Source organism: Paenibacillus sp. J22P143 (genome assembly GCF_059692035.1).
Genome location: NZ_JCAUAQ010000003.1, coordinates 322510 through 335410 on the forward strand (window position 1 = coordinate 322510; position 12901 = coordinate 335410).

The window sequence follows — 12901 nt, forward strand, 5'->3', positions numbered from 1 at the left end:
AGTCTGCGAGTTATCAACTAACCGACCTTAGCGCTTCGCCTTATAAAACTCATGATATAGCTTCATGAGTGGCCGTTTCTCGATCCGCGACACATAGGAGCGGCTGATTCCCAGCTCCTTCGCAATCTCCCGCTGCGTCCGCTCTTCCCCACCTAATTCAAGACCAAACCGACCAACCACGACTTCCTTCTCACGGTCATCCAAAATCTCCAGAGTCCGATAGATTTTTGACTTCTCAATTTTCAATTAAACCGCATCCACCACATCGTCCGCCTCGCTGCCGAGGATATCGATAAGCGTAATTTCATTCCCCTCTTTCTCCGTTCCAATAGGATCATGCAGAGACACATCTTTGCGTGTTTTCTTCAAGGATCGCAGATGCATCAGGATTTCATTTTCGATACAGCGCGCTGCAAAAGTTGCGGGTTTCGTGCCCTTATTCGGCGAAAAAGATTCAATCGCCTTAATCAATCCGATCGTCCCAATCGAGATCAAATCTTCCAAATCTTCGCCGGTATTATCGAATTTTTTGAGGTTGTGTACACGAAGCAAGGTAAATTTCCTCGTATAGTTCAAAGTTAGAGAAAAACTTCTATCGAAGTCCTTCGAGGATGAGCGACCGCGTTTAAAATGTTGTTTTTATCGCCAATAAGAATTTGTTTTTCCGGGTACCGGAAACTTGTAAATTCTTATGTGGTAAAATAACCTGAGGGTTTATCCCTCAGGCTACCATGTATCGTGGAATATAGAGCATAGCTTAAGAGCGGAGCTTGATGACAAGCGGATGCGCCACATCCAGCGTATGCCCGCCAGTAAGATGAATTTCATTCCCTACTATGCTGTACGTCAGGCTAATGTCATTCCATTCCATGTGTTCAATTGCAATGAGTTGCTCCACGGGAAGTTTAAATATCTTTAAGTCGAGTTGCCCACCCAAAATTTGAAGGAGCATTTGCTCCGGACGCTTCTCGAAGGTCCCCCATCCTGCATCGAGCGACCAGAACGTACGGAATATCCCATCCTCTAATTGCACGGGATTGAAGCCGATCATCCCTTCAACCATATTGTATTCAAATCCGCTGAAAGCCTGCAGCAATGAGTAGCTTGCCATCGATCGGGCGTAATTGCTGCCGCACTCGATCTCGTTCCACGGATTACGCTTTTCCCCGTCGTAACGATCACGAATCGCTTGCACGATGGATAATCCTTCTTCGACGAATCCTTCTTGGATCATGTGCGAGGCTGCTTGATATTCAAAGCCCGTCATCGTTTCCGTGTTGTAAGTCAATGGGATCGCTGGCTTGCTCGTTCCTTCGGGCCATGTGCAGATCACAATTCCCCCCTCGTCACCAAGCGAATACAACCTCCAAGTATTGGCCTCGTTTCTCATACTGGCTTTAAAATTATACCGATATAGGGATTTTAACGCAGTGCGGGTTTGGCCTTTATCAAAAATTTCTCCCAGCCCACATAAATTAGCATGCCATTGTGCTATGACCTGATCAATCACACAGCCTTCAGTGACTTGATATTTGATTTCTCCCAATTCCTCATTCCAATAGACACGAACCGTCTCTTCGTCAAATTGATCTAGTAAGGATTTATCCCTTAGATCGACTTGCTGAACGTAATACTTGCCATTGAATAGATGCTCGTCTACCCACCGTTTGCCGGTTTGAAACAACAAGCCGAACTCATCTGATGTCGCTTGATCTCCTAGGTATCTAGCCATTTCGGCCCCCGCTTTGAGCGCAGCCAAATAAAACCCACTCAACCAGGAATTTGGACCATAAAGCTCCATATCCAATGTATGATGTTGTCTGCCGTGGAGAACTCCAGTCTTCCCGGGGTCCCATTTGTCCTCGTTGCTGTTAGACCAAGCGTACTCAATCGATTGCTTGATTGCGGGCCAGACAGATCGCAACCACACCGTGTTCCCCGATATTTTCCAATCGCGATAAGCTTTAATGACACCGCCAAATTGTCCGTCCGCGCAGGCACGGTAATCCATTCTCTCGCGTCCTAGGGGAAGCATCAAACGGAATGACATTCTGCCGTCCTCGCGTTTGTTGTACTTGAAATCCAGATTCCTCATGCTTCGTTCCAGTCTTGGGAACAAAAACGGCAAGGCATAGGCATAATTCCATACATGCGTACAGGAGCCTTCACAACATCCGGTATCCTCGATGACGCCTTCAAATCCATAAAAAGAGCCATCGGTCAGTCGTAAGCTCGTCGCCGACTTGAGGACAGATAGGTTCGCAGATACCGCGTCTTTGACAACGTCTGGCACCGTAGAAGCATACAACGCTTCTTTAAATGCATGAGTGGATTCGTAAAGATAATTCCAATGCTTGAACGCATATTTCGCGCTTGCCCGTGAATCTTCAAATAGGGTTGCATAATAATTTCGCCAGCTGTTAGGGCCTTCTGGATTCGGATTCCAATAATTGTTTACATTCGGGAAGTGCCAGCTGATCGTAAATCTAATCTTTTTCTTCTCGCCAGGCATCAGCTCCGCATGCGCAGCTAACGATGCTGTGTCTTTTCTCTGCAAAGGCGGTTGATCTTCGTCATACTGCCTATTGTTCAAGTACCCAGGCTGCGTGAAGTCATGCCAGAACATCTCAAGATTATCGCACCACCCGCCGCGGTACCAATATTCTTGGTAGCTATTGTCTGCCGCATCTGTGGCAATCGTTATATCACCAAAATTCGGATCTCCGTTGTCAAACTGATTTGATCCTAACAGGATCGAATGGATGCCATCAATTTCACTGTACTGGTGTACAACCCTCTCCGTTGGAATCGGATTACCCGCAGAGAGACATAACGTATAGGTGAGCGGCACAGCTTCCGTATTTTCCAGTTCCCACTCAAAAAACGCAGCAGGAATACTTGAATCATCCTCTTGAAGGGGAATGAATGGGTTAAAAGCTACTAATTCAATGCGTCCTGGGAACTTCGATTCCGCGAACGACATTTCAGCCAATGGGAATTCACCCCTAAATTCAACTTCTTCGAAATGCGGCATGCCTGCCATCGTCTCGCTCTCCGGCCCAAAGCCAAATCCGCTATGTAAAGCGGCCTTTCGAACGTGTTCGCCAGCGTAAGAAGCCTGCAAATCTCCGTTTAGAACCCGTGCATCCAACACCTCTCCATCACACTCAGCTTTTATAGCAAAGTGGCTAAAACCGTTGAAGCTCTTTTTGTTCGGACGATTGAAGATTTCCCAATCCACCAATCTCCCATTCCCCGACAAGCCAATACATCCGCTTCCTATTCCACCCAGCGGAAAACTGATTTCTCGCGTTTTGGCGCCTTTATATGCGGTTTTCATATATGTAACCTCTCTCTGTATCATGGTATACTAAAGTAACCTGCTCCCCTTATCATAATGAAATTGCAGGCTAATTTCTTTGTGGATTAAACGCTTTTTTTATGTAAAAAACAACTACAATCGTTCCCCAAGAGAGGAGTAATCGTAGTGATTTTAGAAAATTATGCCATAGCTCCTTTTATTCGCATCGCTGGTTATGCAATCCGACCTCCGTTTGTTTTAGGTGAACGCAACTTATTGGATTACATCCTGTTTTATGTGCAAGAAGGTCAGTTCGAAATTCAGCTGGGCGGTGATATACATAGGTTGAAGGAAGGTGACCTTTGCCTATTTCAGCCTGGTGATGTGCATACGATTAAAGGGATTACTTCTACCATTAATCCGTATATTCACCTCGATCTTTTCTACAATCCTTTGAGGGAAAACAGCTTTGTCACCCTGCCTGGGCAATTGGATATGACGCCATACGCCTCATTTATGCAGCCTAGGATGCATGATTGCGAGGATTTACGAATCCCATTTAAGCTGGAGACGGCACAATCGAATAAAATGAGAGATCTGGTACTGAAGATGATCGAATGCTGGCAGTTACAAACCTATATAGGCGTCATGGAAGCTAATCAACTTGCTCACGAATGGCTGACTACCGTTTTCAAAAACTACATGAAACCCCAACCAGGATCGTTATCTCACCAGCCCTTTTTGAATTGGATCACGTCTTACTTTGCGTTTCACATTTCCGAACCGATCAACGTCGTCGATATGGCAAGGAGAGCAGGGCTTTCGCAATCGAGATTTAACGTCCTCTTCAAACAGCATTTCGGCACGACACCGTACCAATATTTGTTGCATTTACGCATCGAACATGCGCGAGAACTATTAAACGAAGGGGTCTCTATTCAGAAAGTGAGCGAATACTGCGGCTTTACGGATGTTCATCACTTCTCCAAAACATTTAAATCCATATCGGGGATTAGCCCTGGTACTTATCGAAAAAACGAAAAAAAAGAATGGTCTGCCTTTTGAGCAGCCATTCCTTCTTTTAAATAAAACTCATTCCCTATGTGTTTCACGCAACCGATTAGCCATCCATAGACACGTCTCCCATAAATCACTCACTGGTTCATTCGTAAAGGGGATTGTCGGCATATAGCCCGGCGGACCGAACTCCGGTGTAATCGTCGTAGAAGTGAATCCTTTCCTTGCGCGTGCTGTTAAAATTTGCTTCCACCACGATTCATGTGCACGCAATTCATTGCTATATTCAGGTGCCCCGGGATGTGGGACTTGAGGACCTTGGGCAAAGCCGACACGGGCATGAATGTGAATCGTTCGCTCCATAGCCAGCTGAATATGCTCGGTCTGATCTTCAAGTAATGATTCACACACACAGCACCAATGACTAAAGTCTGCTGTGAGTTTCAAATCTGGGATTGCTGTCAACAACTTCGCGGTCGTCCACGGCGTAAACATCGCACGATGCCGATGCGTCTCATGTCCGACAGGAATACCGTATTCATTTTCAACAGCAACAGCATGTTCAAAGAATTTCAATTGCCTTTGGGCATCCATGCAATCCCGCGCACTGTGTGAGATAATTAACTCTGGCTGAAGTAGCGCCGCAGCTTTCACGCCAGCTGTAAAGGCTTCTTCATGTTCACCTGATGTTGAAATGAGTGCAATATACGAGAGCTTGTGCGCTTGCAAGAGCGCCATGAATTCCTCACGATGCTCCACCGATGGAACGGGTCCTTCCACACCATCGTATCCGGCAGCGGCGATTGCTGCTAAAGCTTCTTGATAGGTAGAAGATTCCATCCCCCACAACGATTTGATTAATCGGATATCCATTGCTGCATTCCCCTTATTTAGAATGGCCCTTCGGCTTTTTGCCGCTCCATCTTTCGTCTACTTTCTCGTTCATCGACTGATATCTGGCATCTACACTAATTCGGTACTGATTCGTCGTATTTTCAAGCGAACAATGCATCAAGAACATACCAAAGATGAGTACATCCCCTGCCTGAAATTCCGTTGTTGCCCATTTACCCCCAAATTTCTCCGTAATGAACAGCGGATCATCCGTATAGTGATTAACCCCATCACGATCAGAATCCTTGGAGCCATAGGACGCCTTCAATTTCTCGAAGCGGTGTGAGCCGAGGCAGATCGCTAGACCACCCATCTCATAAGATACATCTCCTAGCGGGGACCACACCGTATAGACATTTTGGGTTCCTCTTCCCATGTATACGATATCATAATGTGCCCCTGTGAAATCACCTTTCCCAACGGCTCGCAACCATTTGTAATGATAGGTTAACGATTTGTCCCCAAGGAATTCATCAAAGAAGCGCATAATATGGTCGCCATTCAAGACATTCAAGAGTGCAGGCAAATCTTCATTCGTTCCCCCAAAGAAAATGGTTTTGCTACCATCAGCCATCACACCATCCTCAAGCTGAGTGTCGCGATTTAGCTTGCCCATCTGAGCCATTTTTTCCAAAATACTCGTACGAGCCTCCAAGACCTTGTCCCGATTATGAAATCCGCGAATGAGTAAGTACCCATCCTCCTCCATTCGCTCACGCAACGCTGTGATATCATGAAAAATATCATTGGAGCTTCTTAGTTCCTCTAAATGCTGTCCATGCATCTCTAATTCGCGATTGCCTACTTTCAACATCATCGTCATCGTCATCCACACTCCTAAGTTTTTTCTTACTTGCTTATAGTCTAAGTATAGGGTGCACAAATGATTTCAACCATGGATTAGCGTTATCATTTCATGTATAATCGTACAACACCTAAGAAAGAAGCGAAGGAGAACACCATGACCTGAAAGGTAGCATTACATTGGATAATCATACGTATGAGCTCGAGAAAAACACCTTTTTCTTTGTGGAAGACGGCATTCCTACCATGTACAAATGTCTGAATAACGATTGGAAGTTTTATTCTCTAGATTTTAGCCAACTGAACATGACCCGTTATCTACAGCTTCCAGTAAGGGAAGTTATCTCTACCGGTAAAATGGCAGAAGCCATGCAATTGTGCGAACGGATGATTAGGTTTGTCTCCAACCGATTATCTAATAAAACTAAAGCTAGCGGCTGCGAGAGTTGCTCTCGAAACCACTAGCTTATCGTTGAAAGAAATTGCAGCTAAGCTGCATTTTTATGATGAGTTTCACTTTTCCAAGCTATTTAAGAAAGCTTTCAATCAATCCCCTAGCACGTACCGTAAGCTGAAATTATTGGGTACTGAGAAGATCTAGTTCAAAATCTTGTTTGCAATCCAAGCAAGATCCGCAATATCGATCACGCCGTCCTGATTAACGTCAGCAAGTTTAATGGAATTCCAGTCCGCATCCGCCGAAGTAGCACCATAGTGCTTCGCAACAATAGCCAAGTCACCGATACTGACTTTCGTATCGTGATTGAGATCTCCTGGTGTTCCCGTAATCACGGAAGCTCTGAATGTTTCAAGTACAGCACTCAATGCACTCGCAGCTTGTGCAACATCATCTTGGCTTGCAGACGCATCACTAATCACTGCAATCGCCGTGCTAATAGCCGCAAGCAGATCCGCTTTGGAGCCAACTGGATATTGGCCGACTAGTGTACCTTCCACTGCTGCATCATACAATTGCTGAGCCTCCGAAATGAGGGCTTGCAAGGACGCTTTATCCACATAAGCAATAGCTATACCATGTGAAGTGATTGCGAGACTTGTTTCCTCTCCAATGGCATTGGCGATCAACAGCTTTGAAATCGTGATCGTCGTACTAGACGATTCGCTAAGAGATTTGGATTTCCAATGCAGCTGCAACAGATCGTCGTTAGCAACAGCTTCTGAATGACCTCCAATTTTGACTACGAGAATTCGGACTTGACCTTCAGACAGCTTCTTATCCACAATGGTCCAACCATTACTGACAGATTGCACACCAACAAATTCTACTTTTGCTGGATCGTAGGTGAACGTCAAATCCTGAGCTAAGATGTTCTCCTCTGTATTGGCCAATCCGTAGGTCAAATCAAACGTGCCTCCAGTCATGACAGTGTTCACACCATCAAGTAGAACCTTATTGGGTTGTTGCGACTGGGCTGGTACGACAACGGGCAAGCTAACAGTCAGTGCTTTGGTACCATCAGACGTCCGCGTCACTTCCAAAACGAGATTCACCGTGACCTCCACACTGGAAGGTACAATGGTTCCATCCATTTGAATAACGGTAGGTTGATCCGTACTTTTAATTGCAAGGCTATAGCCAGCTGGCACATCGGGCAGTGTCAAGCTGCTGGCATCCTGTGCAGGAGCTGCGATGCTGGTAATTCCAGAAGCAACCTCTGCGGCTGTCAACGCTTGCGGATGGGTTAAATCATCGACAACCAAATCATCGACGATCAAGACGACATCAATAGCTGATAATGACGGCTGTGCTGTTTGTTTAACCGACTCGATCGCAATATAATAATCGTCCTTACTGCCCGTTTCAAAATCTAATACCGCATTCGCTGTACCTGTAGATTTAATAATAGGCAGCGTAAAACCAGGAATTAGAGATTTGCCTGTACCTGTTGCAGAAGACAATGGCACGCTATAGGTCTGACCATTCGATCTTGATTTGGCAGAGAGCTGATACAACCCGGCTTTATTCGCCTCATAACTCATGCTGATTTTATAATGTGTATTCGGCAATAGCTTGAGCGTTGATGGCACGGTTGCCAAAAGCTCAGCAACAAGCGGCGTACTTGCATTTGAAATGAAATCTTGCTCGTTCGTCTTCAAAGAGAAATTCCCGTTAATCACGTAAGTCATTGGCTGCGTAATATAAGGATCGGCAGCTTTCAGTTCATCACTCACCTTTTCCGCCAAATGCGTCTGACCTCCGCTCGAAGCGGCTTGGAACATAAATGGACCATAACCTTCTGAGACATTTTCGAAGTCCTCATAGAAGTAATGAGAGCCATAAACGGTTTTGCTTGGATTTTCCCAAAGCTTCACATCATCCCACCACACATTGGAATTCGCAACGCTCGTTGCATCAGCTTTCAAGTAAATCGTTGCTTTTCCCGTGGCATCCGCCGTAAAATCGACCTTCATCCGTTGATAGTACGTATTTTTGAATTTACTAGGCTCTTCTATGTTCTTAATTTTCGATGAAGTGATAAAGTTCGTTACTTCCGGGCCGCCGTAGTTTTTCACGCCAATCGTAATTGTTCTGTCCGAGGTGCTGCGCGACTTGTTTTCGTTACCGTTCGATGTAGACGCATTATTAATATCTACCCAAACTGAGGCCGTGTACGTTTTCCCCGCTTCAAGTCCAAAGACGTTCTGTGTAATTGTAGCATCGTCTTTCCCTGACACTTTCAGGAAGTTGTTCTTCAACGAATCATGCTCGACAGTTACATGCCCAGCTGTCGCATTCGTTGTAGAGGTTTTCTCCCAGGCTGCAAAAGCTCCGCTATCGAAACCTGGATCCTTCACAGGTCCGCCGAAGCCGAAATCGCCAGCTTGCTGCGTATCTGCACCTTGTTCATCCGCTTTGGATTTGTAGATCACATACGGAACACCGATGGTTGTGTTGTTGATCGTGACTGAACCACCCGCAACTGGCAGCGTACGCTCCCAGACACGCCCTGTGTCCGTAAGCTTATACATTTCAATGGAAGACAAGCCGCCCCAGCTGTTAGGCAATTCCCACGTTGTCGAACCACCTTTTGGATTCCAGTAGTAGATCTTGGATTCATTTTGCGGATCCCATGGCAGGAATAGCTGACTTTTCTGATTAATCACATCTAATTGACCTACGCCGGTATCTCCCCAGTTTTTATGATTCAACACATCGTATTTCGCAATCGTTTTACCGTCCTTCTTGAGCGAAGCCGTGCCAATGATGTAGTTTGAATCTGCTCCATCGGCGTGGTATTCATCTAAGGAGGCAACGACTCCATCCCCAAAAACGACCGTTTTATCCATACCAGAAGCATCATGCGTCGTATTAAGAATAGGGAAGTGCTGCATATATTTCGTTAACAAATTGTTATTATAAAATAAATCAATCCCGTTCTGAATATCCGTTCTGCCTTGCCACGTACCAACTCCTGCCTGCAGCATGCCTCTCAATAAAACGCTGGTATACGGGCTTGGTGCCTGGAACGTGTCTTGATACTGGTTTTTAATAAAACGGATAATCTGACTACCCGGTGTTTTACTTGGATAATATGGATCGGTTCCCCAGTGGGTCCAAATCACATTTTCCTCCAACGGTCCAGAGAACTCTGTGGCAAACCAGAAGCCAAGTTTGTTCTGAATAATATTAGAAAATTGATTTGCGTGCCAACCAGCTCCGCTATATACATCATCATAAATCATGGCAAGATTCGGCACTTCTTGTTTAAGCTGGGTATACCTTTTTTCCAAATCTCCGCCTGCTAAATCTTTGGCATGATTCGACGGATACGTAGGGTCAACCCAGTCATAGTTCGAACTTGTGCTGCCCCAATTTTCCGGTTTGGCATAATAAGCATCGGGATCTTGACCATCAATGTTCGTATGAACGCCGACTTTCACATTGTACTTTAACCCTTCGTCGACAAGCGTGTTAAAATCTTTCAGCCCACCTTCACGAATGCCGAAATGGCCTGCAAGGTCTGGATGACTGTCGTCGTGCCCCTCTGCCTGATATCCTTTTTCCAGAATGAGCTGTCCGAAGCCATCGTACAAATTGTAAAGCTTCTTCGCATTATCCAATGTGCGTAAGAATGGATTTTGCGCCAAGCTGTTGAAGTTCATCGCGATATATGAGACATAATTATTGATTTCACTTGCGCCCGGATGGAGATTCTCAGACCATATACTGCGGAAATCGATCGCTGCATCTTTCCAATCCGCTGTGTGATCATCGTTCCGGTCAGGAGCAATAATAATTTTCGAAGAGAAATCGAATTTAGGCGGGAATTTACTGTCATCGATGATATCGCCTCTTGCCGTCCACACACCGTTCCACATCGAAAGTTGCTTATTGACGCCGTCTGAATCTGCCTCAATATTCATCACAATTTTGCTTGGTGTCTCCACCACATCATTCATAATTGATACCGCTAACTTGCCATCACTAACAAAACCGTACGATCTTAGCTTACTATCCAAAGCTTGATCTTTTAATTTCGTTCCGTAAGTGGCGTCATTGGTATAAAATTCATCACTCATCTTGTTCCAGTCACCAGTTACCCAAGAGGAAGCCCCTTGCGCATCGGGATTGCTGCTCGACACTGTCACAAGCTTATGGTTAGGGAATTCCACGGTTCGCACCTTATACCCTGAAGGTTCATTATTGATATGCGTAGCCATGTTCACGATATTGCCCGTGACTTTATAGGTGACAGTCATCTTCACAGTACCTGCTGCCGCTTCTGAGTTATCATCTACTACGGGAACATCTAGTTGATAAACGATCGTATCTTCTGCCGTTTTCGTTGCACTTCGAACAGTTGCGAAGCCGTCATTGCCGTTTATTTTCACATTGTATAGAAAGTTGCTTTGACCTTGCAGGGTTGCATTCGGAGCCTCGCTGCCAAGCCACGTATAACTGCGTACGGTTGGGAAACGGTTATCCATGCTCACACTTAATTGATTTGATGAAATCGTAATCGGCTGTAACGTTGTCGGTTGTGGCGGTGTTGGCGGAATATACGCTTCTTGTGAGATTTGGCTGATCGTCATATTTTTCGATGTAAACCAGCTTCGTAAGCCTACTTTACCTTCGGCAACCGGGAAATCTGCACTTCCACTGACAACCAAAGCATCATTCAACCAGACTTTAATGCTCTTTCCGATATATTTGATCTTAAGTGTGTAATCAGTATTGGCCGTAATATTAGGTCCACTTGTCGTCAGATCGCCGTAATGAGAGGCATCGGTTTGCCAGCCCCAATTTCCGTTCGTATTATAGTAAATCATCGCGTAAGGCTGTGAAGGTGAGATGTATCTGAAAATAAATCCGATACGCCCCGTATCGATATTCGTTCTGAACTTAATGGTGTAAGTACCATCTTGAATCGGCAATGAATCATTATCATAGATTTCTCCGAACAGATTGCTAATGTTCAACAGATTATTCGCGATAGTTGGCGGCGGTGAGTAGGCCGTGCCATCTATTTTATTCCAAGTGCCTGTTAGGCCATCGTTATAATTTCGAATGTACGTAGTTGGTTTCGGCGGTGTATAGACGTCACCTTCCTTATACGTAACTTGCATATCATCCATGTAGGTTGTTAATGTTCCCGTCGAGCTAGCGGTGTAACCCTGGCTGCCATTCATAACGGACATGCCTACTTGAGTACCTGAATAGATCTCAGTACCATCCACTGTAAGGGTATAGGCATCCCCTTCATACCCAACACTCACATTATGTACCGCACCTGAACTTAGGGGTTGAGGCGTACTCGTTAAGTTATACGAAACATCTGCCCCCTCTTTTTTACCTGTCAACGTCCAATTACCAGCGCTATCGGTTCTAATGGAGCTCCAGTTACGCTCATCGACATATCGGAACAACAGTCCGGCAGAGCTGTAATTGCCATTTAGCTGCAACTTAGTACTATAAGCTCCATTAATGGCTAATGGCGATTTGCTGTCGACCACTTGGCTTGCACCATTTGTCGTGGTGATTTGAGCAACCTTTCCAGTGAAACCTGGTAAAGGCGTCTTAAGCGAATACGTAGGAACAACAGCACTTAAAGCCCCCATTTGTAAGCCCGGCGTTGCGTCATCTGTAAAATTCCTTGTATAAACGACCGCATTCCCCTTATCACTATCCGTTACTTTCACATCATCGATATTTAATGTCTTGGCGGCGTAGTAAGACCGAAAGCCAACCTTACCACCTGCTGTGGGCAACTTGCCCCCTGAGGTTGACGTGTAAATAAGCGCTCCGTCGAGAAAGACTTCGTACGTATCTCCGCTGAATGTCATTTTGAAGGTATACGTTTTGCCAGGATCCAGTTTGATAGTCTTATTCAGATAGGACCCCCAAACTTCACCTCCCCCATTAAACCCATCCCATAACCAACCATTCCCGTCACGGGAAACCATCGCATAATGCGTTGGATCCTTATACCTTGCTATGAATCCGAACTGCTCAGAAGCCCCCCCGTCAATATTCAGCTTGGCTTCAAACGTCCCATTCGCCACATCAGGCATATCGTTAAAATAAAAGATTTCATTGCCACCATTCGGATTTTTAGCAGCCAAAAATTGTCCATTCATTTCCGAGTAGGTAGCCCTTGCGCTTACCGCTGTGTCGGACGTTACAGACCCTTTATCAGAGAGGTTTACTTCTGTCCCACTTTCGAAATCGTTCGTGTAGGTCACATTCTGACCACTCGCTGCCAATGCTGTAGAATTACCAAATATCTGTAAAGCACCTGGTAACGGTAGTACACTTGTAGCTAAGAGTGTAGTAGAAAGAATTACGCTTAATTTACGTTGAAATACGCTCACTTGATAGCCTCCTATTATCTGCTTTTTCTTTAAAAAGACCCGAAAGCATTG

6 protein-coding genes and 1 pseudogene are annotated in these 12901 nt (G+C 45.3%); 2 read left to right on the plus strand and 5 right to left on the minus strand.

From position 1 onward, the window contains the following. Positions 1-27 precede the first annotated feature (27 nt). A pseudogene (gene sigK / locus AC58PQ_RS08445) lies at positions 28-549 on the minus strand (RNA polymerase sporulation sigma factor SigK); the annotation flags it as partial. 208 nt (positions 550-757) lie between these two features. Further along, positions 758-3340 carry a GH116 family glycosyl-hydrolase gene (locus tag AC58PQ_RS08450; protein ID WP_497241521.1) on the minus strand — a complete coding sequence of 861 codons (2583 nt, stop codon included), beginning with the start codon at positions 3338-3340 and terminating at the stop codon, positions 758-760. 147 nt (positions 3341-3487) lie between these two features. On the opposite strand from AC58PQ_RS08450, the gene AC58PQ_RS08455 reads away from it, so the two are divergent. Next, entirely contained in the window at positions 3488-4366 is an 879-nt protein-coding gene (locus AC58PQ_RS08455; RefSeq protein WP_497241522.1) for a helix-turn-helix domain-containing protein, read from the plus strand. A gap of 27 nt (positions 4367-4393) precedes the next feature. On the opposite strand, the gene AC58PQ_RS08460 is transcribed toward AC58PQ_RS08455, so the two are convergent. After that, positions 4394-5191, minus strand: coding sequence for a sugar phosphate isomerase/epimerase family protein (locus AC58PQ_RS08460; protein ID WP_497241523.1), 798 nt, complete (start codon positions 5189-5191; stop codon positions 4394-4396). Positions 5192-5204: 13 nt separating this feature from the next. Next, positions 5205-6035 (minus strand): phytanoyl-CoA dioxygenase family protein, encoded by an 831-nt coding sequence (locus tag AC58PQ_RS08465; protein ID WP_497241524.1) that lies wholly within the window; start codon positions 6033-6035, stop codon positions 5205-5207. Positions 6036-6413: 378 nt separating this feature from the next. Here AC58PQ_RS08465 and AC58PQ_RS08470 point away from each other — a divergent pair, with 378 nt between their 5' ends. Continuing rightward, a complete protein-coding gene (locus AC58PQ_RS08470) occupies positions 6414-6617 on the plus strand; it encodes a helix-turn-helix domain-containing protein (RefSeq protein ID WP_497241525.1) in 204 nt (67 codons plus the stop codon). On the opposite strand, the gene AC58PQ_RS08475 is transcribed toward AC58PQ_RS08470, so the two are convergent. Further along, positions 6614-12850, minus strand: a complete 6237-nt coding sequence (locus tag AC58PQ_RS08475; RefSeq protein ID WP_497241526.1) for an endo-alpha-N-acetylgalactosaminidase family protein — start codon at positions 12848-12850, stop codon at positions 6614-6616. The two genes, AC58PQ_RS08470 and AC58PQ_RS08475, sit on opposite strands and share 4 nt — an antisense overlap. Positions 12851-12901: the final 51 nt, after the last annotated feature.